This window comes from Nocardia takedensis NBRC 100417 (genome assembly GCF_000308695.1).
GTDB lineage: Bacteria > Actinomycetota > Actinomycetes > Mycobacteriales > Mycobacteriaceae > Nocardia > Nocardia takedensis.
The window spans coordinates 21547-48463 of sequence record NZ_BAGG01000011.1 but is presented as its reverse complement, the minus strand read 5'-3'; the positions used below and the strand labels follow the sequence as shown (position 1 = coordinate 48463).

Here is a 26917-nt window from a genome sequence, read left to right as displayed (position 1 = left end):
GCCTTCGACGGTAACCCACACGGCCGCACCGCCGGGAGGTTTTCCCGATCCCAGCGGATCTACAGCTAACTCATAGCTACTTGTCAGCCACGGCGGTCGAGCGCGCCACGGATCGACCCCGCCAGATAGTCCAGATCGGCGCGCGCGGGACTCGTCGGACGACCCCGCAGACCGAACCCGTCCCCCGGCGTGCGCGGGATGACATGCAGGTGGACGTGGAAGACCTCCTGCCCGGCCATCACACCGTCGGCGAGGAAGAAGTTCACCCCGTCGCAGTCGACCTCGCTGTCGCGCAACGCCCCCGCCAGCACTTGGCCCACCTTGAACAGCTTGCCGCCGACCTCGGGATCGAGCTGGGACAGATCGCGGGCCGCCACCTTCGGGATCACCAGCAGATGCCCCGGCGTCATCGGACGGATGTCCATGAACGCGATGACGTCGTCGTCCTCGTAGACCTTGGACGCGGGCGCGCGGCCTGCGACGATGTCGGCGAAGATCGTGTACGGATTCACCCCGGCACCCTAACCCGGACCGCCGCGCCCGGACGACGGTCCGCGACGGCTCAGAGGATCGGGGACGGGCTGTAGCGGGCCGCCTCCGGGAACTGCTTCACCAGCGCCTCGACGGCGGCGACCACGTCGGCCACCTGGGCCTGCGCCGCGCCGATGAACGCCGACTTGTCGGCCAGCGCGACGTCCAGGGCCGCGCGGTCCAGCGGGAAGCGCTCGTCGGCGGCCAGTCGGTCCAGCAGATCCGGTTCACGGCCCTGCTCGCGCATCGCCAGCGCGACCGCCACCGCGTGCTCTTTGATGACCTCGTGGGCGGTCTCGCGGCCCACCCCCGCGCGCACCGCCGCGATCAGCATCCGAGTGGTCGCCAGGAACGGCAGGTAGCGGTCCAGTTCGCGGGCGATCACCGCCGGATACGCGCCGAATTCGGCGAGCACGGTCAGGAAGGTCTCGAACATGCCGTCCAGGGCGAAGAAGGCGTCCGGCAACGCGACCCGGCGCACCACCGAGCAGAACACGTCGCCCTCGTTCCACTGCGCGCCCGCCAGTTCGGCCGCCATCGAACCGTAGCCGCGCAACACCACCTGGAGTCCGTTGACCCGCTCGCAGGACCGGGTGTTCATCTTGTGCGGCATCGCCGAACTGCCCACCTGGCCCGGCTGGAAGCCCTCGGTGACCAACTCGTGGCCCGCCATCAGCCGGATGGTGTGCGCGAACGAGGACGGACCCGCGCCCACCTGCACCAGCGCCGAGAGCACATCGTGATCCAGCGAGCGCGGATACACCTGACCGACGCTGGTCAGCACGGTCGCGAAGCCGAGATGGCCCGCCACCTGGCGCTCCAGGCGCGCCAACTTCTCAGGGTCGCCGTCGAGCAGGTCGAGCATGTCCTGCGCGGTGCCCATCGGGCCCTTGATGCCGCGCAGCGGGTAGCGGTCGATCAGTTCGCGCACCCGGCGCAGCGCGATCAGCAGTTCGTCGGCGGCCGAGGCAAAACGCTTGCCCAACGTCGTGGCCTGCGCGGCGACATTGTGCGAGCGGCCCGCCATGACCAGCGACCCGTACTCGGCGGCCCGCTCGGCCAGTCGCGCCGCGATCGCGACGCCGTGCGCGTGCACGTGCTCGAGGGACAGCCGGATCTGCAACTGCTCGACGTTCTCGGTCAGATCGCGGCTGGTCATGCCCTTGTGCACGTGCTCGTGCCCGGCGAGGGCGTTGAACTCCTCGATGCGCGCCTTCACATCGTGGCGGGTGACGCGCTCGCGCTCGGCGATCGAGGCCAGATCGACCTGCTCGACCACCCGCTCGTAGTCGGCGACCACCCCGTCGGGGATGTCGACGCCGAGTTCGGACTGCGCCCGCAGCACCTCGAGCCACAGCCGCCGTTCGAGCACGATCTTGTGTTCGGGGGACCACAGGCGCACGAGCTCGGGACTGGCGTACCGGGTGGCGAGGACATTCGGGACGAGGCTCACGAGTCCGTCAGTCTAGTGTGCGGAACCTGTCGACTTGCTGGGGCGTCGCCGGAGCGACGATATCGATCACCTCGAGCAGCGCGCCGCGCGCCATCCGCCGCGGTTCGGGTTCGATCTCGCTCAGCGCCGCGACCACCGCGCCGTCGACCACCGCGACCAACCTGCGCAACTGTTCCTGGCGCACCGAGCGGTCGGAGCGGCGCAGGACGTCGGCGAGCAGGTCGTCGAGTTGGGCGCGCAGGCGTAGCTGCACCTCGCGTAGTTCGGGATGGCGCGCCGAGGCCACCGACCGTTCGTAGCGCGCGATCAACTGACCGCGCGTGCCTTCGTCCGGTCCGATCAACAGGTCCAGGACGAGGTCGACGGTCGCCTCGGCGCCTCGGCGGCGGTGGCTGACCTCACCCACCCGGCGGCGCATCGCCTCGAGTTCGGCGTTGCCGCTGAACTCGACCGCGCGGGCGATCAGGTCTTCCAGGGATTCGAAATAGTAGGTGGTCGAGGCGAGTGGCAAATCCGCTCGCGTGGCGACCGAACGATGCCGTACCGCATCGAATCCGCCTTCGAGTAACAACTCGGCGGCGGCCGCTACCAGAGCCTGGCGACGCCGTTCGCCTTTCGGGGTCGTCGCGGTTATCACCGTGCCATCGTGCCAGTCGTCATCAGTTCATCCGTGCGAAATCGAGAGTGGAAACCCAGCCAAGGGTTTTTCTACCCCATCCGGGCGATCCGTGGGACCGAGTGCGCAAACTTGTTGGCCCGGTTGGCGTTCAAGCATTCAGGTAGCGACCCAGCCGGACCAGCGCCTCCTCGATGTCCGCGGTGGCCCCGGCAAATGAGAAGCGTACGGTGCGATCACCGGCAACCGTGTCGAAATCGATACCCGGCGCGAGCGCCACGCCGGTGTGTTCCAGGACGCGCGCGCACCAGTCCCGGGAATCGTCGGTCAGGTGGCCGATGTGGGCGTAGGCGTAGAACGCGCCGTCGGCGGGCGCGAGTTCGGTGATGCCGAGTTCCGGCAACCCCTCCAGCAGTAACCGTCGATTAGCGGCATAACGCCGAACATGTCCGTCCAGTTCGTTTTTCGCCTCCGGGCCGAACGCGTGCAACGCGGCGTACTGCGAAATCGCGGGCGGACACACCGTCATATTCGAGGCCAGCCGTTGCAGCGCCGGACGCAACGACTCCGGGGCCAACATCCACCCCAACCGCCACCCCGTCATCGAGAAGTACTTCGACACCGACCCGATCACCACACCCGCCCGCGAGGACTCCCACGCCGAGGAGGTACGACTGTCGGAATCGGCGCTCTCGTAGGTGATGCCGTGATAGATCTCGTCGGAGATCAACAGCGTGCCGTTCACCTCGCACCAGCGCACCACCGCCGCCAACTCCGCGGGCGCGATCATCGTCCCCGTCGGATTCGCCGGACTCGCCACCACCAAGCCCGCGGGCGGCTCCGGCAACGCTTCCAGCATCGCCACCGTCGGCTGGAACCGGGTCCGCTCGCCGCAGTCCAACTCCACCACCCGACAGCCCAGCGCCGTCAGCGTGTTGCGGTAGGCCGGATAGCCCGGCCGTGCCACCACCACGGTGTCGCCCGGATCGAAAGCGGCCAGGAAGATCAGCGTGAACGCGCCCGAGGAACCGGTCGTCACCACCACCTCGTCCGGATCGACCGGATAGCCGTAGGTGTCGGTGTGGTGCGCCGCGATCGCCTCGCGCAACGGCAGGATGCCGAAGGTCTCGGTGTAGCCGAGCAATTCGGCGTCGATCGCGGCCCTGGTCGCCCGCAGCACCGGCGCGGGCGCGGGCGTCGAGGGCTGTCCGGCGGCCAGAACCAGCACGTCACCGTGGGTGCGGGCGCGTTGCGCGGCGGCCTTCCACACATCCATCACGTAGAAAGGTGGAATGGTCGACCGGCGAGATTCTCCAGACACCCGCATGACGGTAGCCGGTCGCCCGCGACACCCGGAGCACGCCCGAGGACGTTTACCCGACACCGCCCCGCCACTAGGGTTCGGATAATGCTCGAGAAGGCGCGCCGACTGGAACGCATCCGTGGAGTGGGCGGCATCGGCGTCATTCCATTGAACTGGCGTGCCGACTCCACGGCCACCCGAGCCCGCCCCGACTGGGCCGACCCCGCCCACCTGCGGCGACTCGTCCGCGACCTGCGTGAACGCCCCCGCCCCGACCCGCGCGAAGTCTGGCAGCGCCACCGCGACCGCGACTACCGCACCCTGCTGCGCGAACACCGCGTACTCCTCGCGGGCCTGCTCGCCGTTGCCGTGTTCGCCGCCGCCGACTCCGCGGGCGCCGCAGGCGTCACCCACCGCACCCTCGAACCCTGGCAGGCCCAGCGCGTCGCCTTCGCCTACCCGCAGGAACTGACCTCCACCCCGCCGTCGGTGCGCCGCTACCTCAACGCCATCGCCAACGGCGAACGCGTCCGCGAACAAGCCGTCGTGGCCGCCGCCGCGCGCGCCACCCTGGAACGCGCCAGGGCCGAAGCCGCCGCCGCAGTCGCCGGCGAACGGCAACCGTGGATGTCCACCGGGGCCGCACCCCTGCCGCCCGGGTCCATCGCGCCCGGCCTCGGCGGCTTCGTCCTGCCCGCGATCGGGATGTTCACCTCCGGATTCGGCTCCCGCTGGGGCACATTCCACAACGGCATCGACATCGCGGGCCCCATCGGCACCCCGATCTACGCCGTCGCCGCGGGCACCGTCATCGACGCCGGCCCCGCCCAGGGCTTCGGCCTGTGGGTGCGCATCCGCCACGACGACGGCTCGATCAGCGTCTACGGGCACATGTACGACTTCTTCGTCTCCGTCGGCGAACGCGTGCCCGCGGGCATGCAGATCGCCCGCATGGGCAACCGAGGCGACTCCACCGGCCCGCACCTGCACTTCGAGGTCATCCAGAACGGACAACACGTCGACCCCGCCGCCTGGCTCGCCCAGCGCGGACTCGGGCTGGGCTGAGCCGAGCCCCGCCCTAGACGCTGATGCGCGACTCCACCGCGGCCAGCCCGATATCGGTGCGGAAATGGCTGCCCGTCAGCTTGATGCCCGCGATCCGGGCGTAGGCGTTCGCGCGGGCCTCGGCCAGATCGGCGCCCACGCCGACCACGCTGAGCACCCGACCGCCCGCCGACACCAACTGGCCGTCGCGCAGTTGCGTCCCCGCGTGCAGCACCGCGGCGGTGTCGGACTTGCCGCTGTCCTCCGCGCCGCTGATCACGTCACCCACCCGCGGGCGACCCGGATAGTTCTCGGCCGCCACGACCACCGTGACCGCCGCGCCGTCGCGCCACCGCGGCGCCTCGACCTGATCGAGTGTGCCGTTCGCGGTGGCCGCCAGCAGCTCGCCCAGCGGACTCTCCAGCAGCGCCAGCACCGCCTGGGTCTCCGGATCGCCGAAACGGCAATTGAATTCGATCACCGCCGGCCCGTCCTGCCCGATCGCCAACCCCGCGTACAGCAGACCCGAGAACGCGCTGCCGCGCCGCACCAACTCCGCCGCCACCGGACGCACCACGTCTTCGACGATCGCCCGCGCCGTCTCGGCGGGCAGCCACGGCAGCGGCGTGTACGCGCCCATACCGCCCGTGTTCGGGCCGGTGTCGCCGTCACCGACCCGCTTGTGATCCTGCGCGGGCAGCAGCGGCACCACCGTCTCGCCGTCGACCAGGCAGAACAGCGACACCTCCGGGCCGTCCAGGAACGACTCCAACAGCACCGGATGGCCCTGTTCCAGCAGTTCCGCGCCGTGATCGCGGGCCGCGAGCCGGTCCGCCGTCACCACCACGCCCTTGCCCGCGGCCAGACCGTCGTCCTTGACCACCCAGGTCGGGCCGAAACGGTCCAGCGCGGCATCCAGGTCGGCCGGGTTGTCCACGACCTCGCTGTGCGCCGTGCGCACACCCGCCGCGGTCATCACATCCTTGGCGAACGCCTTGGACCCCTCGATCCTGGCCGCCGCCGCCGACGGACCGAAACAGGAGATCCCCGCCGCGCGGACCGCGTCGGCCACCCCCAGCACCAGCGGCACCTCGGGACCGATCACCACCAGGTCGGCGTCGAGTTCGCGCGCCAACGCCGTCACCGCCGCCCCCGAGGACGGGTCCACCGCGCGGACCTGCGCGTGCTGGGCGATCCCGGCGTTCCCCGGCGCCGCGTACACCGCGGTGACCGAGGGATCCTTGCGCAGGGCGAGGACGAGGGCATGTTCACGGGCTCCGGAGCCGATGACGAGTACGCGCACGGCGTAAAGCTTAGGTGCAGGCCCGGGGCCCGCGAGCCCGAGCCCGTTACCAGCGAATGACGAGCGACCGACATTCCGGCGAACTCGCGCGGGGCTCGGGCGAAATGCGTTGCCGCGACGCGCCCGTCAGCGTCCGGGACAAGGGATGATGGAACGTGGGCGGACCCGATCCGCCCGGACCGACCGTTTCCGCAGTGGGCGAAGGATGTGCAGAATGGGTCTGATCGACGGACTTATGGGCAACGCGGGCCGGATCGACCCGGCGCAGGCCCAACAGGAATACGCGCGACTGCTCGGCAACGGCGAGCAGATCTACGCCGCCTACCTGCTGGTTCGCGACGCGATGCTGTTCACCAACCGCAGACTCGTCCTCGTCGACAAACAGGGCATCTCCGGCCGCAAGGTCAGCTACCACAGCATCCCCTACCGGGCGATCACGCACTTCGCCGTCGAGACCGCGGGCACCTTCGACCTCGACGCCGAACTGATGATCTGGCTCGCGGGCACCGACGTGCCCATCCAGAAGCGGTTCAACCGCCAGGTCGACATCTACGAAGTGCAGGGCATCCTGTCCCACTACGTGGCCGTGTAGCCCGCGTCCGCCGGGCGCGGCGTTGTAGCCTGCGGTCATGGCATCTGTGTTCAGCGCGATCATCGCAGGCGACATCCCCGGCCGATTCGTCTGGGAGGACGACGAATTCGTCGGATTCCTGACCATCGCCCCCGTCACGCCCGGCCACACCCTCGTCGTGCCGCGCGCGGAGATCGACCAGTGGCAGGACGTCGACGGCCAGGTCTTCGCCCGCCTCACCGGCGTCGCCCAGAAGATCGGCCAAGCCGTCCGCGCCGCCTGGGACGCCCCCCGCGCCGGCCTCCTGATCGCCGGCCTCGAAGTCCCCCACCTGCACCTGCACGTCTTCCCGGCCTTCACCCTCGGCAACTTCGACATCTCCGGCGCCGACCCCACCCCCTCCCCCGAATCCCTCGACGACGCCCAATCCCGCATCAAACAAGCCCTCCGCGACCTCGGCCACTCCGCCCACGTCCCCGCCTGAGGACTCACGTTCAGGGCGCGCCTCGCGCCCTGAATCCGCCCTCCGATCGCCGAAGCCGCCTCCACCGCAATGACTTCGGAGTAACCCGCGCCGCGCACTACGATGGCGCGATGCTTGCGAAGGCGGGGGGACGAAGGCAGGTCTTGACCGACGCGTACCGAAATACGCGCCGACTACGAGACATGCACTACGACTACCGCACGCGCAGATCGCTCGGTGAGAGGGCAAACAATAGGGGCCCCAGAACCCCGTGAGGATCATTTGGCGGACTGTCGCCCTACGAGCACGGTCGGGTCGCCGTCACCGAGGCGTGCTGGAAAGAAGAGCCCCCTGTCAGGATTGAACTGACGACCTTTCGCTTACAAGGTCAAACAACCTGCGCACTGTGCAGGTGACGGTAAGCACAGGCTGAGGCGAAGCGCTGTAGCTTTAGTTTAGTGCTGTTCGAATCCCCTGGTAGATGCAGACCTCAGTCCGATCGCGCCGCCTGACAAGTCATGGACGGCACAACCGCCGAAGCCACTCCCGCTCGTTCCGTCAAGCGGTCCACGCTTGCGCGTGACCCGTCCATCGCGGACGCCAGCCGTAGGTTATGAGAGCAAACACTCTAGGCGTTGTGCACACCTGCAAATAACCTGCATGTCAGCGACCATTAATCTATTGGTCTTCAAACCTTCAGTCGATACACGGCGAATCGCACTACAGAGTCTCGAGGTCGATCGGGACACCGAGTGCGGCGTACAGGTCAGGGTCGCCGGTGAGCACCGGGTAGCCGGTCACTTGCGCTTCCCACGCCACCTGGCAGAGGTCTGTTCCAATCGCCGCGACGGCGGTCCGGGCGACCATCGCCATTCCCGGCACGATGGCCTGACTGACCGGGGTAACGGTGAACGCGTCGGCGTCGAAATCTGCCGGGTCCGCTCCACCGATGGTGGCGGCATACAGACTGGCCGCCGGGATGACCAACGGCCGCCGTTCACGCACACTGAGTTCAACCAGGGTTCGCGCGTAGATGCTGCGAGGCAGGGCTATGAGCGCGGAGGCATCCAGGATGGTTCCCGCAGCGGTGGGCCTCACGCGGCGCCGTTGGCCTGCTGGCGTCGGTCGGCGCGATCGAATAGCGCACGGGCGCGGTGCTCCGCGGCCTCCCTCTCCTCTGCGCTGCCCTGGCCGTGATCCGCACCCCACCGAGCGAGTACATCAGCGACGGTCGTGCGCGTCTCGCCCGAACCGGCCGCGGCAGCGATGTAGGCGCTCACCGAGCGGGCCGCACCGGACCGCACCGCGTTCTCGGCGCGAACTACCAGTTCCTCGGGGAGTGTGAGACTGACTTTCCTAGTGCTCATACGCCGATCCTACCTTTATCGCACCTTCTAGAGTCCCCGAAACCCGCGTCTCATTAGATAGCGGCGTTAAATTTTGCGACGATGAAGGACGGGAACCTTATCCGGAGATAGTTTGATCTTGGATTACCGAAAACCTTCCGCCGACGACTCAGATTCAGCAGTTCGCCTGGAACGGAAAACAACCCGACTCCGGCGCGGGAGCTGGTGGGCCAGGAACAGACTCGGACAGAGGGGCCGGCGGAGGTGCGGGCACCATCTGCTCGGTAGACGGGAGAATGACCTGCTGATCGCCAGTTCTACGCGGTTCAGAGTCTCCCGCCCTGCTCATGATCCACACTCCGCAGCCGATAGCCGCGATTAGAGCCAGCGCGGCCGCGGCCTGCACGCCGCTCCGTGGTGCTATCGCGCGTGTACGCCTCGCCGGACGCGGCGTGCTGGGGAGAGTGTCGGCCCCGGAAGCCCAGCCCGCTGGCTGCGGTTCGGGCGCGGCAACGGTCCGACGCCGGGACGGAACCTCGGGAGAGACGGTCGCGGTTGATGTCCGAACGGGTGGCGGGACGGTTGATGTCCGAACCGGCCGCGCAACAGGACGACCGGACGACGTTGACGGCGATGTTGTGGAATCGCTCCGAAACCCTTCAGATACTAGGTCGGGAATGCTCGACGCCTCGCCCAGATTCATAGCGGTCAGCAGCGCGTGAGCCTTCTCGGCCGTCCATATCGGCCTTCTTCCGGATTGGCTGTGGAGCCACTCGCGGATCCCGCGATTGCCTATGACCGCCGTGCATCCCTGTGGCTTCGAGGCAACTCTGCGGCTGACCTCGGATCGCATTGGAGGAACCACGATTACGACTCCAGATACCCAAGGGCGGCTCAACATCCCGTTGCTCGCGATCAAGTGTTTGAGTCGGTAGGCGCAGCCGCGCACCTGTCGGAAAGGGTTGTCGTCCTTCTCGCGCGTGCGGACCGGGTCGACCGGCAAAACATCGTGCCGCCACGGCCCGTTCTCGTGAGCGGTGATCGTGCCGAACGTGATGTCCGGATGCGTCCCTTTGACCTCCACCGCGGCGGTGAGCTGCGGCGTGATCAGGACGAAATCGCATTCTTGACTGGGCTCGCCTGGCTTCGTTCCGTCAAGCCAGTAGCTCGACACCGCGATGCCCGGCATCGCGTACTGACCGGTCCATCCCGCCATCCACTCGGCCACCCGACGCTCACTGGGTTCGATTGTCGCGGCCCTGTTGATGACCAGCATCGGTTCCTCCCCTGTCTGTCGTGATACACAAACGGTATCGCCAACCACCGACAGTGCGGGAACAACGAAAGACGTTGGTGGAGTGGACTATCGCACTGAGTCGCCGATGAAATCGCAGCCGCTACCTAGCTGGATTCGCCGCTGAGAGGTTGCTATCGCCGTTGAGCGCCCATCGAAGGCGCTCCTGAACGACGACAGCAGATTCCATCCGGCGACCGTGACGACGGGCGGGTTCTCGTTCCTGGTGTGGGGCGCTTGCGCCCATCGGGCAGGTCCCCGGCCTGCCCGCAAAGCCTGCGCCGCTGCGCGTAGAGGCTCGCGGGTCAAGGGTGGCCGTAGGCCATCGGCGCAGCCGACGCGCAGCGCCCTTGAGGCGTGAGGGACGCGCGGACACAATGCAGGCGACCCACACCAGGAACCGCGGCCCGATGGCCGCGCCGATATGCAAACCCGAGAGACCTAGCCGAAGTGAATAGTTCTTTCAACTACAGATCTAGTTGCTTCCAGGACACTTCCTTTCTACCCGGGAGTAGTAACCTCAAAAAGCAACCGCTCGGTATAAACTTAACCCAAGCAGCACGAGTAAGCGTTGCCTAACATCGGCGGCGACTCCACGCCAAGGCATCATGATCGACATGATCATCAAACCATCGGGGTTCTGGAGCTACGTCCGAAATGACGATTCAGACTCAAACGGCCATATCACCCGAATATCCGAGCGAGTTATCTCTGAATTCAGGATGCAAACCGGAAGCGAACTCGAGATCTTCCTGGATCGGAAGAAGATAGAATGGGGAGACGCTTGGAACGAAAAGATCGACACTTCCATTCATGGAACCACGTTCTTTATACCAATTATCACCCCCTCCTATCTGCAAAGCCAGGCTTGCCGAGAGGAATTCCTTAAGTTTTGGTCCAAATCCAAGTCCTCAAATCTTCACGAATTGATACTCCCAATTATATACACAGAAGTAACCCTTGATCCGATGTCGGATGACGAAATAATCCGAATTTTGAGCGGACTCCAGCATGAAGACTGGACCGAATTGCGACTTGAGGATGAAAATTCAAGTGCGTACCGACGTGGCGTCAATCGCCTTGCCACGCGATTGAAGAAAGTGGCGCTGTCAATCGCTGACCAGCCTGAAAGCACGCCAGTCCTCACTCCTGTTATAGAGGATGCAAATCCAACTAAGAACGTCGAACAAGTCGCCGAGGATGAGCTGGGCTGGCTTGAGCAAATTGCAGATGCTGAAGTGGCGTTGGAGGGTTGGGGAGCCGCCGCCGAGGACTTCAGGAATGCAATGTTGGAGATTGGGAATACATTCCAGTCGGACGAATACCGCACACCCCCCAATGCATCCAACGCTGTACGAATTATCCATCTGAAACGGGTATCAAAAGCGCTTGACGGGCCGACACAACGTTTGCTCGACAGCGCCGGAAACTTCGGGGCCAGGGCGGCCGTAATCAGCGACGCCATCGATGCCGCCTCGCAAATAGCCATGGTTAGCACTGCTGGCGACCGAGAAAAGGCGTTGGAGATGGCTGACGACATTGAGGAGATCATTACCTCCATCCGAGAAAATGTAAAAATTGATGAAGAATTTGAAAATACGCTGAGATTGGCCGGAAAGATGAGCCGCGACATGCGCGAGCCCTCTCGGCGTATCAGAACGTCTATACTTACAATTCTGGATACCGCCACCATAATGCAACAGTGGGTGGACAAGCTTCGAAGCGTTACAGCAGAGTTCGATTCCGAGGATTTTGTAAGTGGCTGATAATATCGAACACAGCAGAGCATTCGACCCACCTGCCGGAAGTGAAAATACCTCCGTAGATCTCGGCAGGATTTCCACATACGCCATGTCGGTGGCCGAAGAATCACACAACTGGTACCAGCGCGCGGCCATAAACTCTAGACTGCGATACCGATTTGTTGAGGTTGCACAACTCACGGCAGCGGCGTTGATTCCACTATCACCTATTGTACTTGATGGAAACACAGTTGTTCCAGCCATATTGGGAGCGACGATCGTAGTTCTTACTGGGATACGATCGATATTTCATTGGAACGAAAACTATCTTCGCTTCAGTCAAGCTCGAGAGCTAGTACAGGCTGCGCGACGCGCGTATGCAGTCGGCGCAGCCCCGTATTCCGATCCAACTACCCGAGACGAAAAGCTGGTAGCTGCGGTGACAGCGATCGAACAGAGCGAGATGGGAGCGTGGCTTGAGATCGCCGGTGCCCGCCGAGCCCGAACGGACCAGGACTCAAGGAATGAGGCCAGCGGCCCTAACGACTACAATTAACTACTTCCGGAGAACATCGAACCTCGCGCTCACTTACGTCTGAACTCGCATTCAGGATGCTATTCGCGCGCACCCATGCGAGGTTCGATTTATGTCGAGTGTCTACATGATGTTACCGCTGTTCGACTGACTGCTCCAGATTGCGACGAGGGCCGCGTCCATTTTGGTAGCGACTGGCGCGGCCCTCGGCCAGGTTCCGCCAGCTGCGCGAATATAAGCCGCGTCCAGTAACCTCCCGTATCCGCACACCGCGCCACCACCTACCCGAATGCCAACGCACCACGTCGCAAACTTTCCGATATCACCCACACGCAACCGATTTCTCTTTCACTCACCCACCACCCAACCCGACATACCCATCTCTTTGGATTTCTGATTGCTCCCCCTCCCCCTCCCGTCCGACATCTCGTGCACACGAAGTGGGTATGAGATGTCGGACGGGAGGGGGAGGGGGAGTGAGCAGAAATCCCCGCTCTTTGCCCAGCTCACAGGCTGGGTCGGGTGGTGGGTGCAGGCTTCCTTTCCTGGGCTCCCCCGAGACCAGGGAAGGAAGGCTGGAGGAATACCGAAGGAAGCAGTTCGGCATCCCGTTCTACCGCGACCGGCGTCGTGGTCCTGCGGACGGCCCTTCCTCGGCCGGACAGCGTGAGTCCGGCCCTGCGGTTGTTAAAGGGCGCTGCGCGTCGGCTACGCCGATGGCCTGCGGCCACCCTTGAGCAACCACTGATCCGGACTCGGGAAGCCTTCGGAGGAAGGGGCCGGGGAACAGTCGGGGATAGAGGGAGAGGTCGAACCGGCGTAGACACGACGATGCCCCGGCCGAAGTGTCGGCCGGGGCATCGCTCGGTGGTGCTGTTACGCGGCGGGCGGGATGTAGGCGCCGAGGTCGTAGGTGCGGCCGTAGCCGCCGCCTTCGGCCGGGCCGACGTAGAGCAGTCCGTCCAGGCGGCCGCCGATGGCGATGCCGGCGGCGCGGGCGCGGCGGATTCCGGCGCTGATGGCGCGCTGGACGTCGCGGTCGAGGGTGACGGTGCGCAGTCCTTCGTCCTGGTCGTCGTCGCGGGCGTCGGTTTCCAGGATCACGGCGGAGTCGATGACGGGGTCGCCGGCTGCGGCGACGATCGGTTTCCGGTTGACCCAGAACAGCGGCTGTCCCTTGCTGTTGTGGCGGTGTCGGCGGATGACGGCGACGATCTCGCCGGATACCGCGGTGCCGGGTTCGATGTCGCGGCCGAACGGGTTGCGGGTGTTCTGGCTCATCAGCTCGGCGTTGATCTGGTCCAGGTCGGTCAGTGCGTTGGTCATGGTGTGCTCCTTGCGAGTCGGTGGTGCTGGAAGGGGCGGGGTTTCCCGCCCTTTGCTGGTTCAGTGATCGGTCAGCGAATCAGTGCCAGCACCTCGCCTTCGTCGTCGTCGCCTTCGTCGGGTTCGGGTGCTGCGGCGAGGATCTGGGCGACGCGGGAGTGTGAGAGTCCGACCGCGGCCCCGATGCGGCGGGTGGATTCGCCGGCGGCGGCGCGGCGCCGGATCTCTGCGTCGCGTTCGGTGATCGGGTCGCTGTCCTGGGCGTCCACCGCCTCGACGGTCACTGTCGAGTCGCTGTCCAGTGCTGTCCGGTCGTTGTCCAGTCCTGTCGAGGGGGCGTCCAACCGGTCCGCGTGCGCGTAGAGCGGTCCCGCCGGGGCAGGCGTCGCCGGTTCCGGGTTGCGTGGGACTTCGATCAGCGCGGTGAGGCCGTGGGTCGCGGCCAACCCGAACAGCGGCGCCGCGCCGGCGACGCACGCGGCGATCGTGGCGGGGAGGATGCGTTGCCCGGATTCCGCAGCGTGCAGGCCGTTTCCGATGACGGAGATGAGTTCGGCGGAGAACAGCTCGCCCCAGAAGAACGCCTTCGTTCCGACCGGGACCGCGACGCCTTGGCGGTGACGGCGCTGGAGCGAGACCAGCGCGACGGCGGATTGCACGATCGCGCCGTCCACGAAGATCGGTCCGGCCCACGCTAGACGGGGCGTGATTCCGGCCATCACCGACAGGTCGGTCAGGGCGGCGAACGACCAGGCGAACGCGCCTAGTCCGATCACGATCGTCATCGCCAGCGCGGTCAGCTCCGCCAGGTCCATACCGCTGGTGGACGCCCGGTTGACGGGGTGGACGGTGGTTGTCGAGTTCATCGGTCGTGTCCTTCTCGTGTCATCGATGCCGACCACGGACTCCACGCCTGCTGGTGCACGAGGCGTTCCTGCTCGGCGTGCAGGGCGTGGCCGGACAACTGATCCAGGGCGTTGTCCACGTCGGTGGCAAGTTCCTGGTTACGGGCTTCGAGTTCGGTGATCTGGCGTTCGGCGGCCGCCCACGAGTGCTCGGTTGCGATCAGTCGGGTCTCCAGTTCGGCGATGCGGTTCTGCGCGTCGCGCAGTCGGGTCTCCAGCTCCGCGGCGGTCATGCCGGGCTGGATCGCCGGCGGGGAGGCCACCGCGGGTCGCGGGTTGTCCTGTGCCGGTGCAAGGGTGGCGACGCGGGGGCTGAGGCAGGCACGGCGCAGCGGCTCGAACAGTCGATCGACCACGGCGTCGTATCCGGCGCCGGTGGGCATCGTCGCCTCGTTGGCCGGCGCGCTCACCGCTCGAGTCCTTGCCGCTCGTTGTTCGCCAGGGCCGTCGCCAGCGCGTTGCCCGCGCTGCGCGGCAGGGCGTGGCTCGTCGCGGGCGTCGGGTCGTCGCGGTAGCCGTCGAGTTCGGTCACCGGCTTGGTCGAGAGGGAGAACTGGTTGCCGTCGGTCTCCCACGCCCGGGTCACGTAGGGCGAGGTCGAGAAGCCGTGCTTGTCGCGCGGGAAGCCGCGCTCGGCGATGTGGCGGGCCTGTGCCTCGCTGCGGTGCTCGATCGGGGACAGGGCGTCCTCGCGGGCGGTCGCTGTCGCCTCGGCCGTAGTGGGGTCGGTGCGCCACCGGTCCGTGGCGTCGGACAGGTACCGCCATTCACGTGTCCACCGGTCCGTGCCGTCCATCCACGGGCCGGTGTAGTCGTTCAGGTCGACCTCGTCGGCGGGGTCGTAGGACTCCGGATCGCGGGCGATGCGGTCGCTGATGGTGGCGGCTTCCATGAAGTCGTGCCGCATCCGGATCTCGGCTTCGGACTCGACGCCGTGGGCGTTGGGCTGGGTATTGTCGGTCATCGGTTCGGCTCCTTCGTGTTCCGTGTGTTGGGAGACAGCGGTCGGGGTGGTGTCGGGCCATCGGTGATCGCCGTGCAGGTCGGCGGCTTGCTGTCGGGTTCGCCAGGTCACCGGGTCCATGCCGGGCGGTGCAACGCCCGGCATGGTCGGGGCCAGGCCCATGCAGGTTTCGCCGCTGGCGTGGTCGAGTTCGGCCCACCGCTCGGCGATTTCCGGATCGCCGCTCCAGCGCGCCCGGATTCCGGCGGCTTCGGCCCGGTACGCCGCGGCGGCGGGGTCGTCGCGGTAGTCGGTGCCCTCGGCGCGATCCCATGCCAGCCACGCGCGGACGTAGTCGGTGCGCCACGCCGCCTCGTTCGGCTCCACACCGCGACGCGCGTAGTAGCTGTCGAGGGCGGCCTCGATCTCGGTCAGATCGTCTGTGCGACGCTGTGGGTCGGCGAGGCCGCGGCCGAGTTCGAGCCGGTTCTTCTGCCCGATCAGTTCGTCCATGAACATCGCGGTCGCGCCTTGGTCCATGCGCTGAATCCCGGCCGGCCAGCGTGCGGCACCGGACAGTTCTGCGGCGTGGAATTCGTTGCGCCAGGACACCGGGTCCGCTGCTGCGGGGATCTCGTCGCCGAGATCGATTTCCCAGGGTGGCATCTCGGCGTGCCGTTCGATGAGTTCGGCCCAGTACGGGCCGACCTTCGGGTCGGCGCTCCAGCGGGCGTGGACCGCGTCCGCGTCAGCGCGCATCTGTGCGGCGTTGCGGGGGTCCTCGGTGGCTTCGGCCCAGGACCGCAGGTTGTCCGCGCGGGTGTAGTCGGTGCGCCAGGCCACTTCGACCGGGTCGGTGACGCGTGCGCGGTAGTGGTCGGTGATCTGCTCGTCCAGGTCGTCGGTGCTCACAGTTCGTGTCCCTCCCGCTCGTCCGCGTGTTCACGGTCGGCGCCGTTGCGGGCCACGGCGTCGGCCAGCGTCCGGCCGGGCTGGTGGTCGGCCAGCGCGGACCGTCCCTGCTGCTGGTGTGCGGCCAGGACGGCGGCCTTCTCGGTCGCGAGGCGCTGGCGCTGCTCGGCGTGGTACTGGTCCTGACCACCGCCGTTGATCCACCACTGCATGAAGGCGTCGCGCGCCTGGTCGGTGTCGGTGCCGTTGTCGAACTGGCCGCGGAACTGTCGCACCGCCGCCGATCGCTGGTCGGTGTAGGCGGTGGTGATCTCCCGCACCACGGCGGCCCGGTCCTCGGACTCGACCTCCCCCGCCGCAGTGGGGCCGGTGGCCGACTCCTGCTGCTCGCGGGCGGGTTCGCGGGTTCGTAGTGGCGCGTTCGAACCCCTGGCGGCCTCGGCCTGGCGCTCGGGGCTGCCGTAGCGCTGAGCGGGCGGAGTCCGCTGCGCGAGTCGCTGCACCGCCTCGTCCCGTTCGCCGCGCAGCCGGTCCCGTTCGGCCACCGCGTCGCGCAGGAGCGCGGCCTGCTGATCCCTCTGCGCCGTCGTCGCGGTCAGTCGCTGGGTCAGGTCTGCGTGTTGCTCGGTCAGCGAGTTGTTGTGCTCGATCGACAAATTCAGTCGACCCTGCAACGCATTCCGCTCATCAGCCACCCGCACCACGGCTCGGTCGCTCTCCTCGAGATCCCGCGACAGCGCCTGATTGAGTCCGACCAGATCAGCCGATTCGAGGTTTCGGCGCTGGTCCAACTCGGCGGCGTGCCACTGGCTCACCGCCGCGCGGACCTCACCGGCTCGACCGAAGCGCTCGAACACCGGCTCCTCGCGGCCGTCGGCGGTGCGGCTCACGAACGCCGACACCTCGGTCCCCGGCGCGGGCTCGGCCTGATCCAGTTCTTCGCGCATCCACGTCGCCGCGCTGATCTGGTCGCGATGGGGCCGCTGGCGGGTGATCACGCTCTCGGACTGCTCGTAGTTGACCGCGGCCGTGTAGTACGGCTCGGACAGATCGACATCTCCGGGCTCGATCTGCAAACGCAGCCACGGCTCCTCCGGCAGCCGCCGGCGCTCATCGGAATGCCCGGTCACCCCGTGCTGCTCCCGTTGGCCCTGGTTCCGCTCGGCGATGACCGTCGACTCCCGAGCGACGCGCGCCCGGTAGCGGAGCGCCTCAACACCTTTCACCCGTCCCGCGCGGACGAACAGGTCGCCGTTGCGGAACTCGGGGAACGCGGTCGCCGCGTCCAAGCCGTCCAGGGCTATGCCACGTTCGACCGGTGTGAGCCGTCCGGCGCCGAGTACCTGACCGGCCAGTGCGTCGCGGTGCTCGCGCAGCGCGGCCGTGTCGCGGGCACGGCGAACGTGGTCCACGTTCGGGTCGTTGGCCCGCCGCTGGACCGTCAGCGAATGCACGCGGTAGCGCTCCACCGCCTGATTCGCCCCACCGAGTTCGGCGGTACGTGCCTGTTGCTCCTCGCGCCGCTGATCCCGCAGAATACGGCTGATCTGCTTTCGGGCACGGCGGCGTTCCAGCCAGTTCGTCGCGGTGGCGTGCTGCTGCATCGCCACGCGCATCGCCGAACCGAATTGTCTTACGGTGGCGGTTATCTCATCTTCAACACTGCGTTCGGACATGTTCACTTCTCCTTCTTCTGGTGGGTTGTTTCGCGGTCATGCCGCGGTATGTGCGGTCAGGTAGGCACGGAGCCGGTGGCCGATGTACTCGGTGTAGGTGGGGGGAATGGCCTGAGCCAGTTCGGCGGCGGTCATCCAGTCGATGCCCATCGCGCGGCGCCACGCGGTGACGTCGCCGAATCCGGCGTGACCGTCGCGGGTGCTGCGTCCGCCGGGGTGTCCGGCCACGGTCACCCGCTGGTCCAGGTGCACGCACGGCGGGCGCAACTCGAACTCGCGCCACGAGGTCTCGAACCAACGTTCACGGCGCAGGCCGGGCAGCCCGAACATGCACCCGCACAACCGGATATCGCTGCGCATTGGCGCACCGGGCACGTTCTCTATGACCCACGGACGACCGCTGGCCTGCAACGCGGTGCGCGTCGCAGCCAACAGCCACCCGGTGCCGTGCGCGACGGTGAGCGAACGCAATCGGCTGTGGTCCTGGCACGGCGGGCTCGCCGCGATCACGTCGAATTCGTGGCCGTGCTCGCGCACGAACTCCAAGGCGTCGCCTCGGTGGAACTCGAACGGGTAGCGCGGCTGGGCTGCGATGTCCACGCCGGTCACCTCGAACCCGGCGCGGTGGTATCCCGCCGACGCGCCACCGGCGCAGCAGTACAGATCCAACAGGCGAAGCGTCATCGGTTCGCCCCGGTCTCGGGATCGGGCTTCGGTACAGCGGTGCGGCGGGTCTCGTAGCGGGCGCGGCGCGTGGCCAGGGCCTCGACGTGGTGGCGGACCCAGCTCAGGGCGTCACCGGCGGCGTAGGCCAACATCCGCACGGTCTCGACCGCGCCGGGGCGTCCGGCGCAGTGCCACCACCCGTAAGCGGCCAGGGCCAACACGTACAGGGCGACGGGGCCGGGCAGGGGCAGCAGCGCTACGGCGGTTCCGGCGGCGGCGGTGCCGGCGAGGGCCGGTCCCCAGATCCGCGCGATGTCGCGGACCTTGCTGACGCGATCGACCACCGGGGCGACCGCTTCGCCCAGGGCACCGCCGTCCTGGTTGACGGGGACGACGAGTTGGCGGGCCAGTTCCGCGGCGGGGGTGTCGGCGAGTTCGGCGGTGAAGGCGTCGAGGATTTCCTGTTCGCGGGCGCGGTCGCGGGCCGGGGTCGGTCCGTTCAGTTCCTCGCCGTGGTCGTCCGGATCGACGGGGTTCGGTATCGACATCTCGTGAATCTCCTTGCAGTAGATCGAGTTACGCGCGGTGGCGGCGCGGCGGAAGGACGATGACCGGGGCGAGTGGCGTGTCGGTGTCGACTTCGATCACCTCGGCGATGCCGGGCAGTGGGCGCAGGCGGACGAGTTCGGTGTCATCCAGGGGTGAGACCCGACCCCAGCGGGCGCGACCTCCGGAGACCTGGACGACGTCGCCTTTCTGCATGGCGCGCAACCGGTTCGGTGGGATGAGGAATTGGTCGGAGGGCTGCATGTTGCCCTCGTCGCCGTCGCGGTTGCCGCCGATGAGCTTGCGGCTCAGCTCGAATTTCGGGCGGGTGCCGTACTTCTTGGCGATGGTCTCCGGATCAGCGGACCGCATCAGCAGCGAACCGCCCGACCCGGCGGCGACCAGGGCGTCGCGGTTGTCGTCGTCGTGGCCGAGTCCCTGCCAGGACTGCGCGATCCACCACGTACCGATCCCGGCCTTACGCAGTCGCTCGACCCACTTCACCGCGCGGGTCTTGCCGTCGCTGACCGCGGAGAACTCGTCCACGACCATCAGCGATGTCCGGCCGTGCGGCTTGTCGGCCAACTGCTCGAACATCGTTCCCAGGGCGCCGAACTGGGCGCGCGCCCGGTCGGGTGTCTTCACTCCCTCCAAGACGATGTAGAGCACGTCGAAGTCGGTGAGCTTCTTCTGCCCGTCGAACGCGGTCCCGAGCGAGCGGTACAGGTTCGCGAACTCCGCGCGCGCGGAGTTCATGACCGGTTGTTTGCCGTCGATGGTGGAGGCGATCTCCATGTCGATGCCCATCACCCCGGCCCACGGGGAGACTCCGGCCTGCCCGCCCCACAGGTGGGAGAGACGGTCCACGTCGAACCGGGACAGGAACTCCATCCACGACCGCGGCGGGTTCTGTCCGATCGGGGTCGGCACGCCGTCGATCACCTCGACCCGGGCCGGGGCGTCCACGATCAGGTGGATCAGCGTCTCGCGGATCTCGTGGAAGTACTTCTCGGTGTCGGTCGTCGGCGCGCTGCCGCCGGACACCATCGCCGACAGGATCGAGCGCAGATCGTCGCGGCCGGTGTCGTGCCACAGCGACAGGTCCACGTCGTCGGGAAAGATCCCGATCCGCTCCGGACGCACCCCGAGCGCGGAGAACCAGGTCCGCACGCGGGCGGCGACCTTGCGCGACTCCGGTCCGCCGTTGCAGTCCACGATGATCGCTAGCGGGCGGCCGGGGCGGTCCTTGCGCCACCAGCGGCGATGCCGGGTCCAGGTCGAGACGTACCAGGACATGAGCACCCGCAGCATCAGCGTGGTCTTGCCGGACCCGGACCCGGCCGCGGTCGTCATGTGCTCGGCGACGTTGATCCACGGCAGAACCAGCCGGGTCTCGGTGCCGCCGATCAACTGTCGCGCGATCGACCGCGGCGGGGCCTGGTCGTGCTCGACCGCGAGTCTTCCGATCACCAGGTCCGGGTTCCGTCCGCCCGTGGTCAGCGGCAGACGACGCGCCGACAGGCGAGCCGCGGCGCGCTGCTGGCGCTGCGCGGTGGCCCACAGCGCCCGCTCGGTCCGCGCGGGGGAGGCCAACCCGACCGTGTGCAGTTGGACCTGACGGCGGGTGTAGATGATCGTCGCGGCGACCCACGCCGCCGGTATCACCAGCGCGGCCATCCCGAACAGACCACCGACGTACTGACCGGCGAGGAAATCGGTCGCCGCGGCGGTGAAGTCGCGGACCGGCGCCCGGACATCCCACGCGAACAGCGCGGTCGCGCCCGGCATCGCGGCGACCGCCGCGAACAGCCAGTTCCGCAACCGTTGCGGCTTCCACCCGAACAGGGTCGCCGGAACCAGGATCGCCGCGGTACCGATCGCGACCGTGACCAGCACCGCCGCGGCCAACAGGCCAGTGTCGGCGACGCTGTCCCACGACCAGGCCGAGAAGTCCGGCAGCCAGCCCAGCGGGTCGGACTCCAGCCCGATCGGCGGCATTGTCGGCTCGACCGCGATACTCGGCGATTCCATCACCGGCGCCGGGACGCCGGGCGGTGGCGGTGCGACGGTGGTCGCGCAGTCGGTCGGGGTGAGGATAGGTGTGCAGTCGGTCATGATCAGACCGCCTTTCCGGAGATGTCGTGCGAGGAAGCGCCGCCCGGGATCACCCGCAGGCCGGGCGTCGGTTCGGCGGAGACAGCGTTCGGGGCTAGCAGTTCGTCCACGTCGGCAAGACGCAGCCGCGGGCCGTCTGTGAGGTTCAAACTGCCTGCGGCAGAACGGATGACGTTCTTCACAGCGTTGCCGCGGCAGTAGTAGGTGACTCCCGCGCAGTCCGCGGCCCGCGCTGCCTGCCACGCCTGCGCCACCGCCGACCGCGCCGCGGTGAGGTTCTTCGGGGTCAGTTCGACCTCGACTGCCCACCACTCCCCCGCCGGGGTGCGGTAGCGACCGTCGTGGATGTGCGGGCGCGGAGTGCCGGCCTTCGTCGGCCCGACCTCCGACCGCAGGGTGCGCTCGCAGATCCAGCGCTCCAGGTCCAGGCCGACCAATGCCAGCCGGATCTCCAGCGCGGTCCGCACGTGCGCGGCCATCCCCGGACGCGGCGCCCACGCCCGAACCGGGTGTCCGATCAGGACCTCGGCCGCCGCCCTCGTCGGGAAGATCCACGCCGGACCCGGTACCGGTGTCGGGCGCAGCGGCGAGATCATGCCCGCGGCCGTCCACCGGTCCGCGATCTGGTTCACTCGACGCCGGGAGACGCCACCGAGCATCTTGCCCACCACATCACCTGGTGCGCCGTACATTTCGGCGGTGACCGTCAGCACGGTCATGTCCCGCAGAGAAAGCCGGATCATCGTTGCAACTCCTCTCGTTCGGCACGACGGGCGAGGGCGGCGGCCACGGCATTGCCCGGCCGGTGGGTCGCGAGGACGCTGGCCTGATGGCTCCACTGCGGCCCCGGGTCGCCGGGCCCGAATTCAGCCCGATCGATCCCGCGACGCTCCGCGGCGCGCAACTGGTGCTCGCGGGTCGCCTTCGCCAGCGCGGCCAACTGCGCGGGTGTCGCGGGACGCTTCGGCGCCGCCAACCGGACGTCGAACAGGTGCGCTGTCAACGGCTCCCGCCTACGCCCGCGCGACCGCCGCAGCTTCGCCGCGATGTCCTGCCCGTTCGGGCGCAGACCTTCCGCGGCCAGTTGCCGCCGCGTCCGCAGATGAGCAGGAGCGGTACGCCACTCGTATGTTTCGACCTCGCTCACCGTTCGGCCCCGTCCCGCGTCGCATCCGACCGGGCCACCGCCCCGGCGACGGCATTGCCGGACCGGTCGGTCAGCAGTTCGCCCGAGGCCAACCACTGACCGATCCGGCGGCCCGGCGTCCGGACCGGCGACTGCGGCTCCGGGTAATCGACGCAGATCACCCGATCGGTCTGACCGAGCCGCCGCGCGGCTTCCGCCAGGTGCGGCAGATCAGCGATCGGCGTCGGCACGCCCTCCGAGCGCGGCGGTTCCCGGCGAGTGGTGCTGCGGCGGCTCATCGCGCCACCTCCGACACCTGATCGGCCGGGACACAGGTTCCCGGCTTCTCCGCGGGAACTCCCGCGTCCACCGCGCGGCAGATGTTCGGCGACGGGACGTAGTCCTGCTGATCGATCCACGCCGCGGTGCACCCGCCCATCCCGACCACGACCAGGACCGTGAGCACGATCAACCGAGGCGTCACCGGCAACGCGTTCAGCGGCGCGTACACCGTCCCCACCCCGGAGAACTCCGGACCCGCCATCGAGGACAACGCGCTGTGCCCGACACCACGCCCACGATCGAACTGCGCTACCGCGTAGCCGTGCTGGATCGGCGGCTCCTGCCGCCACCCGCTCACCGCAACCACCCCGGATCCGAGTCGTTCCGGTCCACACCCCGTGTGCTCGGCCCGTACTCGGCCAGCGCGCTCGGCGACGACGAATCACCGCGGTCGGATCCCCGCTCGGAGTGCTGCGGCCGTCGCGGGTACTCACGCACCTTCTCGGCCAAGTCGCAAGTGCGCCTCAGGCCGTAGTCGTAGACACCGCCCGCCAGCCGCGCGGCATCACCCAGGCCGATCGCCGTGTGCTCGACATTGACCGCACCGAACTCCGTCGGCCACCCATTGGCGTCGAGCTTGTCGAAACGCCCCGCCTCCGCGTAGGGCTGCAACGCCCGATACTTCGCCTGCAACGCGACCATCCGCTGCCGCAACAACTCCTGCGCACGAACGATCGAATCCAACTCATCGAACAAATCCACCGGATCGTGGAACGGCTCGTTCATCACCGCACCCCCGACCGACGCACCATCCGCCAGAACCACACCGCGCCGCCGACCATCAGCACGAACCCGGCCAGGTCCGGCGCAGTCAGCATCATGTAGCCCACCGCCACCGCAGCGACCGCGAGACCGAACGTCCGCGCCCGCATCACCGCTCACCGCCGGTCCGGCGTTCGCGCCGCGCACGACGCGACTTGGCCGACTTGAGTGCCAACCGGCCGTAGTGCGCCCGTCGCGCCTGATCCGCGCGGAACGCCCGCTCCTCGGGCGAGAGCAGTCCGTCTGGATCGACCAAGCGGTTGAACTTGTCGTCCATCGCGGCGCGCGCCTTCGCGGTGCGCGCGGTCCGATCGGGGGTGTGTGCCCAGGACTCGTGGGCGGCGATCCGCGCCTGCAACTTTCGCTCGGTCGGGGTGCTCATTTCGCACTCCCGTTTTCGAGCGGACGAAGGACGGCGAGCACGTCGTCACGCTCGACCTTGATCACTCGAGGGCCGATCTTGACGGCCTGCAACAGGCCGCGGTTGATCCACCGGCGAATGGTCGTCGGATGCATGCCGACCAACTCCCCGGCTTCTTTGAGTCTGATGAGGTTCGACCTCGCCGAACCCTGCTGTGTGCTTGCCAATGCAGTGCCTTCCTCGTGCGCTTCGTGTGTATACGCAAGACCGTATACGCAGTTGCGTATACACACAATGGTTGCGTATACGCAGAATGAGGTAGGCATGAAAAAGCCCTGATCAGCGGACTGATCAGGGCTATTGACAGACTTGCGGTCTAGCTTCGCGGTCAGGTTCGTTCGAGTGCCATCCTGAAGGAGAACGCTCGGTAGCGTCCGGGCGCGTACGAGACCTCGGACCTCATGAGAAGTCGGTCCCCAGACGTGAGGAACCGCTGTTTGATCGTCACAATCGGCTCACCCGGCGGCGTGCCGAGCCATTCGGCGTGCGTCGACTCCGGCACTCGCTCGGACAGTTCCTCCTCGAGGAAGTCCGCCTCCGGCGGCGACTCGCCTGGAAGGTGGTACGTGTCCGAGATAGACACCGGCCGCTCCCCTACCGACGCTCGTACCACCACGTGCACCAGGGGCTCACCGACCGCAATCCCGAACGCATCGGCCAACTCCTCGTCAGCGACTAACTCGCGCTCGTCGCGATCGATCACCACCTCCTCGCCGTCCGCCGCTTCGGTGCCATAGGTGGTCTCCGGACTTTCCATCTGCCTCTCGGGCGCGATTCGGGTGTCGTTCCGCCGCGCGACGACCTGCGTTCCCCGCCGTTCGATGGTCTGCACCAACCCCCATCGACGGAGTTGGCCGATCGCCTTCCGCGCGACGATCTCGGATACCTCGTTCTCGCGGGCGATCTCAGCCAAACTCGGCAGCCACACGTTCGGAGGTATCACCCCTTTCCGGATGTCCGCGGCGTACTTGTTCGCGATTGCGACGTACTTCGGTTCCGCCATCGGAAACGCACCCCTTCCTGTTCCGCACGCAGCCGATCGCTGCGTATACGCAGGAGAAATGTACCGCCGCTGCCCGAACACGCCGGCAGGAACCGACCAAGTCCGCGTTTCGTATTACCGGCGCCGCCGCCAGGACTGCGCGACGTCGTCCAGGTTCCACCACGAAACAAACGACTCGTCCTGTGCGTCGAGCGTCCACGCGTCGGCCAGTTCATCGAAGAACTCGTCCGTCGCGGTCTTGCCGCCGCGAGGCTCACCGATATAGATCAGATGGTCCCCGCCGGCTTCGGCATAGTCGCGCAACGACGTGACCGACATCGGATCGCCCCACCCCGGCGGCCAACACAGGAACAGCACGCGGTCGCCCAGATCGTTCTCCGGCCAAGCGGACTCGAGGTCCGGCAGTCCTTCGACCGGATGCCAGACAGCGCGGCGGCCAACCGCTTCGGGGAACGAAGGATTCGCCACGAAGTCCGGCGGCTCGGAATCAAAAGCGCGAACGTCGATTCCTCGCTCAGCGAGCAAACCGGCCCAGTACCCGCGGCCCGCACCGATCTCGCACAGTCCACGCGTGCCGACCGAGGAGCCGATCCATTCCAGCGTTTCGGGCGATGGAACGGCATAGGCGTAGGTCTCTTGGAGAACCGTCTGCGCATAGACCAGGCGGGCGCGGCCCTCACCCGGAGAACCCACAGAGCGGCCTTCGACACCGGCCGACACGAGCGGCTCGAGCACGTCCCAATACGGGTTGCTACTGGCACCGCCGGTCAGAAAATGCAGCATGCGCAGATCCAGCAGACGCGCCTCATCCGGATCTCCGACCGGTAAGGCCGCGGCGGTGTCGAGGTACTCCGCGACCTTCGGATACTCGACCTGCAACCTCACCTCGTCCCCGAGTAGGGCGGCTAGCTCGTCACGTCGACTCGGAGACAATGCGAAGGACGTCATGCGTCCATTCTGCCGAGAGACCGGCCTAGCCACCGTCCGAATGTCCCGCTTCGCCGTCCGCTACTTCTCGGGCGACATGATCCTGTCGTAGGTGCGACGAGCCCGGGCGTTCCGCGCGCTCGCGCCATAGCGGGCGAGCATCTGCGGCGATGTCCAACCGTTCAATTCCATCAGATCGCCTTCACCACCGCCGTTGTCGAGCCAGGTGTGCGAGAAGTGGTGCCGGAACTTGTGCGGATGGACGACTACGCCGCAGTCCTGACCGCGGCGCACGATCATCTGATAGATACCGTCCTCGGTCATCGGCTGCCGATTGTTGACGCCCAGCCACAGCAGAGGACTCTGTGCGCGAGCATGTTTCGACCGAAGGCGCACATAGCGATCGATTGCGCGCGCGGCCTCGAACCCGAACTTGCACCGACGCTCTTTGCCGCCCTTCCCGCGGACCAGCAATTCGCGGCGGTCCAGGTCGATGTCGCCGCCCTCCGGCGAGTTCGGGTCGTACGTGATTCCGGCCATCTCGAACAGTCGAATCCCGGTCGCCTTGAACAACTCGATGATCGCCTGATCTCGGCGGTCAACGAACGTCTTGCCTCGACAGGTCCGTGACAACGCCGCGAGTTCCTCGGCCGTAAACACCGGCACGACCTTCTCTTTGACCTTCGGCGGTCGCATCTTGCTCATCGGGTTCGGCAGTTCCTCCTCCGCGGCGTACCACTTGAAGAACTGCTGCAACGCTCGGTACTGGTTGTTCGCGTAGCTGTCCGAGTAGCGGCCCAAGAGCCATGTCATCCACCGCTTGACGTCCTCCGCGTTCACGTCGGCCCAATCGGCGTGCTCGGTCTCGGCGCAGAGGTGCTCACCGGCGAACCACTGGACCGCCTCCACGTAGGTGTTCACGGTCTTGGACGACTTGCCTTCGGCGTTCAGGTGCAGCTTGAAGGACCGAATCTCGGGCTCGAAGACGCCCGCGTTGAGGTTGCGGGGCTGCCTCGTTCGCGACGGCGTCATGCCTCGACGGTATC

General features: G+C 67.2%; 32 protein-coding genes. 5 read left to right on the top strand and 27 right to left on the bottom strand.

Annotated features, from left to right (window positions below):
* Nucleotides 1-83 precede the first annotated feature (83 nt).
* From ON30_RS03030 to ON30_RS03015, 4 genes are all read right to left on the bottom strand, one after another.
* Complete coding sequence (locus ON30_RS03030; RefSeq protein WP_040704008.1) at nucleotides 84-512, bottom strand: HIT family protein; 429 nt, start codon at nucleotides 510-512, stop codon at nucleotides 84-86.
* A 50-nt stretch (nucleotides 513-562) separates the two neighbouring features.
* Entirely contained in the window at nucleotides 563-1984 is a 1422-nt protein-coding gene (gene purB / locus ON30_RS03025) for an adenylosuccinate lyase (RefSeq protein WP_040704007.1), read from the bottom strand.
* Between the two features lie 7 nt (nucleotides 1985-1991).
* A complete protein-coding gene (locus tag ON30_RS03020) occupies nucleotides 1992-2621 on the bottom strand; it encodes a TetR/AcrR family transcriptional regulator (RefSeq protein ID WP_040704006.1) in 630 nt (209 codons plus the stop codon).
* 130 nt (nucleotides 2622-2751) lie between these two features.
* Nucleotides 2752-3921, bottom strand: a complete 1170-nt coding sequence (locus tag ON30_RS03015; RefSeq protein ID WP_218006229.1) for a pyridoxal phosphate-dependent aminotransferase — start codon at nucleotides 3919-3921, stop codon at nucleotides 2752-2754.
* Nucleotides 3922-4008: 87 nt separating this feature from the next.
* On the opposite strand from ON30_RS03015, the gene ON30_RS03010 reads away from it, so the two are divergent.
* Nucleotides 4009-4968 carry a M23 family metallopeptidase gene (locus tag ON30_RS03010; protein ID WP_040704004.1) on the top strand — a complete coding sequence of 320 codons (960 nt, stop codon included), beginning with the start codon at nucleotides 4009-4011 and terminating at the stop codon, nucleotides 4966-4968.
* Nucleotides 4969-4981: 13 nt separating this feature from the next.
* Here the strand turns inward: ON30_RS03010 and purD are convergent, their stop codons facing one another.
* Nucleotides 4982-6250, bottom strand: a complete 1269-nt coding sequence (gene purD / locus ON30_RS03005; protein ID WP_040704002.1) for a phosphoribosylamine--glycine ligase — start codon at nucleotides 6248-6250, stop codon at nucleotides 4982-4984.
* A 214-nt stretch (nucleotides 6251-6464) separates the two neighbouring features.
* Here purD and ON30_RS03000 point away from each other — a divergent pair, with 214 nt between their 5' ends.
* A complete protein-coding gene (locus ON30_RS03000; RefSeq protein WP_040704000.1) occupies nucleotides 6465-6842 on the top strand; it encodes a PH domain-containing protein in 378 nt (125 codons plus the stop codon).
* Nucleotides 6843-6879: 37 nt separating this feature from the next.
* Nucleotides 6880-7305 (top strand): HIT family protein, encoded by a 426-nt coding sequence (locus ON30_RS02995; protein WP_040703999.1) that lies wholly within the window; start codon nucleotides 6880-6882, stop codon nucleotides 7303-7305.
* 699 nt (nucleotides 7306-8004) lie between these two features.
* Here the strand turns inward: ON30_RS02995 and ON30_RS02990 are convergent.
* The 3 genes from ON30_RS02990 to ON30_RS42170 all read right to left on the bottom strand — a co-directional run bounded on the left by ON30_RS02990 (nucleotide 8005) and on the right by ON30_RS42170 (nucleotide 9819).
* A complete protein-coding gene (locus ON30_RS02990; protein ID WP_040703998.1) occupies nucleotides 8005-8382 on the bottom strand; it encodes a hypothetical protein in 378 nt (125 codons plus the stop codon).
* Nucleotides 8379-8651 carry a hypothetical protein gene (locus ON30_RS02985; RefSeq protein WP_040703997.1) on the bottom strand — a complete coding sequence of 91 codons (273 nt, stop codon included), beginning with the start codon at nucleotides 8649-8651 and terminating at the stop codon, nucleotides 8379-8381. Before ON30_RS02985 ends, ON30_RS02990 begins: the two co-directional genes overlap by 4 nt.
* A 154-nt stretch (nucleotides 8652-8805) precedes the next feature.
* Nucleotides 8806-9819: a nuclease-related domain-containing protein gene (locus tag ON30_RS42170; RefSeq protein WP_373282482.1), complete on the bottom strand. Its 1014-nt coding sequence runs from the start codon at nucleotides 9817-9819 to the stop codon at nucleotides 8806-8808.
* Nucleotides 9820-10541: 722 nt separating this feature from the next.
* Between ON30_RS42170 and ON30_RS37090 the strand changes: the two genes are divergently transcribed.
* Both ON30_RS37090 and ON30_RS42165 read left to right on the top strand, forming a co-directional pair.
* Nucleotides 10542-11690 (top strand): TIR domain-containing protein, encoded by a 1149-nt coding sequence (locus ON30_RS37090; RefSeq protein ID WP_157183590.1) that lies wholly within the window; start codon nucleotides 10542-10544, stop codon nucleotides 11688-11690.
* An 85-nt stretch (nucleotides 11691-11775) separates the two neighbouring features.
* The gene (locus ON30_RS42165) at nucleotides 11776-12222 is read left to right on the top strand and encodes a DUF4231 domain-containing protein (RefSeq protein WP_083911101.1); all 447 of its coding nucleotides are present in this window, start codon (nucleotides 11776-11778) and stop codon (nucleotides 12220-12222) included.
* An 855-nt stretch (nucleotides 12223-13077) separates the two neighbouring features.
* Here ON30_RS42165 and ON30_RS02980 read toward each other — a convergent pair.
* The 19 genes from ON30_RS02980 to ON30_RS02900 all read right to left on the bottom strand — a co-directional run bounded on the left by ON30_RS02980 (nucleotide 13078) and on the right by ON30_RS02900 (nucleotide 26903).
* Nucleotides 13078-13527: a hypothetical protein gene (locus tag ON30_RS02980; RefSeq protein WP_040703996.1), complete on the bottom strand. Its 450-nt coding sequence runs from the start codon at nucleotides 13525-13527 to the stop codon at nucleotides 13078-13080.
* Nucleotides 13528-13598: 71 nt separating this feature from the next.
* Nucleotides 13599-14393: a DUF2637 domain-containing protein gene (locus ON30_RS35865; protein ID WP_051028874.1), complete on the bottom strand. Its 795-nt coding sequence runs from the start codon at nucleotides 14391-14393 to the stop codon at nucleotides 13599-13601.
* Nucleotides 14390-14842, bottom strand: a complete 453-nt coding sequence (locus tag ON30_RS02970; RefSeq protein WP_040703994.1) for a hypothetical protein — start codon at nucleotides 14840-14842, stop codon at nucleotides 14390-14392. Before ON30_RS02970 ends, ON30_RS35865 begins: the two co-directional genes overlap by 4 nt.
* Nucleotides 14839-16287 (bottom strand): hypothetical protein, encoded by a 1449-nt coding sequence (locus ON30_RS02965; RefSeq protein WP_040703992.1) that lies wholly within the window; start codon nucleotides 16285-16287, stop codon nucleotides 14839-14841. Before ON30_RS02965 ends, ON30_RS02970 begins: the two co-directional genes overlap by 4 nt.
* Nucleotides 16284-17963, bottom strand: coding sequence for a hypothetical protein (locus tag ON30_RS02960; protein ID WP_157183589.1), 1680 nt, complete (start codon nucleotides 17961-17963; stop codon nucleotides 16284-16286). Before ON30_RS02960 ends, ON30_RS02965 begins: the two co-directional genes overlap by 4 nt.
* Nucleotides 17964-17999: 36 nt before the next feature.
* Nucleotides 18000-18647 carry a DNA cytosine methyltransferase gene (locus ON30_RS02955; protein WP_040703989.1) on the bottom strand — a complete coding sequence of 216 codons (648 nt, stop codon included), beginning with the start codon at nucleotides 18645-18647 and terminating at the stop codon, nucleotides 18000-18002.
* Entirely contained in the window at nucleotides 18644-19177 is a 534-nt protein-coding gene (locus tag ON30_RS02950) for a hypothetical protein (RefSeq protein ID WP_040703987.1), read from the bottom strand. Before ON30_RS02950 ends, ON30_RS02955 begins: the two co-directional genes overlap by 4 nt.
* Before the next feature lie 28 nt (nucleotides 19178-19205).
* Nucleotides 19206-21290 carry a type IV secretory system conjugative DNA transfer family protein gene (locus ON30_RS02945; RefSeq protein ID WP_040703986.1) on the bottom strand — a complete coding sequence of 695 codons (2085 nt, stop codon included), beginning with the start codon at nucleotides 21288-21290 and terminating at the stop codon, nucleotides 19206-19208.
* Between the two features lie 2 nt (nucleotides 21291-21292).
* Nucleotides 21293-22033 (bottom strand): hypothetical protein, encoded by a 741-nt coding sequence (locus ON30_RS02940; RefSeq protein WP_157183588.1) that lies wholly within the window; start codon nucleotides 22031-22033, stop codon nucleotides 21293-21295.
* Entirely contained in the window at nucleotides 22030-22437 is a 408-nt protein-coding gene (locus tag ON30_RS35860) for an RRQRL motif-containing zinc-binding protein (RefSeq protein ID WP_051028873.1), read from the bottom strand. The genes ON30_RS02940 and ON30_RS35860 overlap by 4 nt, the downstream gene beginning before the upstream one ends.
* Nucleotides 22434-22715, bottom strand: a complete 282-nt coding sequence (locus tag ON30_RS02930) for a hypothetical protein (protein ID WP_040703984.1) — start codon at nucleotides 22713-22715, stop codon at nucleotides 22434-22436. Before ON30_RS02930 ends, ON30_RS35860 begins: the two co-directional genes overlap by 4 nt.
* Nucleotides 22712-23056 carry a hypothetical protein gene (locus ON30_RS02925; RefSeq protein WP_157183587.1) on the bottom strand — a complete coding sequence of 115 codons (345 nt, stop codon included), beginning with the start codon at nucleotides 23054-23056 and terminating at the stop codon, nucleotides 22712-22714. The genes ON30_RS02930 and ON30_RS02925 overlap by 4 nt, the downstream gene beginning before the upstream one ends.
* Nucleotides 23053-23484 (bottom strand): hypothetical protein, encoded by a 432-nt coding sequence (locus ON30_RS02920; RefSeq protein WP_040703981.1) that lies wholly within the window; start codon nucleotides 23482-23484, stop codon nucleotides 23053-23055. Before ON30_RS02920 ends, ON30_RS02925 begins: the two co-directional genes overlap by 4 nt.
* Nucleotides 23484-23630, bottom strand: coding sequence for a hypothetical protein (locus tag ON30_RS38755; RefSeq protein ID WP_157183586.1), 147 nt, complete (start codon nucleotides 23628-23630; stop codon nucleotides 23484-23486). Before ON30_RS38755 ends, ON30_RS02920 begins: the two co-directional genes overlap by 1 nt.
* Entirely contained in the window at nucleotides 23630-23902 is a 273-nt protein-coding gene (locus ON30_RS02915) for a hypothetical protein (protein WP_245553916.1), read from the bottom strand. Before ON30_RS02915 ends, ON30_RS38755 begins: the two co-directional genes overlap by 1 nt.
* Nucleotides 23899-24207: a helix-turn-helix transcriptional regulator gene (locus ON30_RS41655; protein ID WP_083911100.1), complete on the bottom strand. Its 309-nt coding sequence runs from the start codon at nucleotides 24205-24207 to the stop codon at nucleotides 23899-23901. The genes ON30_RS02915 and ON30_RS41655 overlap by 4 nt, the downstream gene beginning before the upstream one ends.
* 62 nt (nucleotides 24208-24269) lie before the next feature.
* Nucleotides 24270-24944 carry a GntR family transcriptional regulator gene (locus ON30_RS02910; protein ID WP_040703979.1) on the bottom strand — a complete coding sequence of 225 codons (675 nt, stop codon included), beginning with the start codon at nucleotides 24942-24944 and terminating at the stop codon, nucleotides 24270-24272.
* Nucleotides 24945-25058: 114 nt separating this feature from the next.
* The gene (locus ON30_RS02905; RefSeq protein ID WP_040703978.1) at nucleotides 25059-25892 is read right to left on the bottom strand and encodes a KIB-like beta-propeller domain-containing protein; all 834 of its coding nucleotides are present in this window, start codon (nucleotides 25890-25892) and stop codon (nucleotides 25059-25061) included.
* Nucleotides 25893-25952: 60 nt separating this feature from the next.
* The gene (locus ON30_RS02900; RefSeq protein WP_040703977.1) at nucleotides 25953-26903 is read right to left on the bottom strand and encodes a tyrosine-type recombinase/integrase; all 951 of its coding nucleotides are present in this window, start codon (nucleotides 26901-26903) and stop codon (nucleotides 25953-25955) included.
* Between the last annotated feature and the right edge of the window lie 14 nt (nucleotides 26904-26917).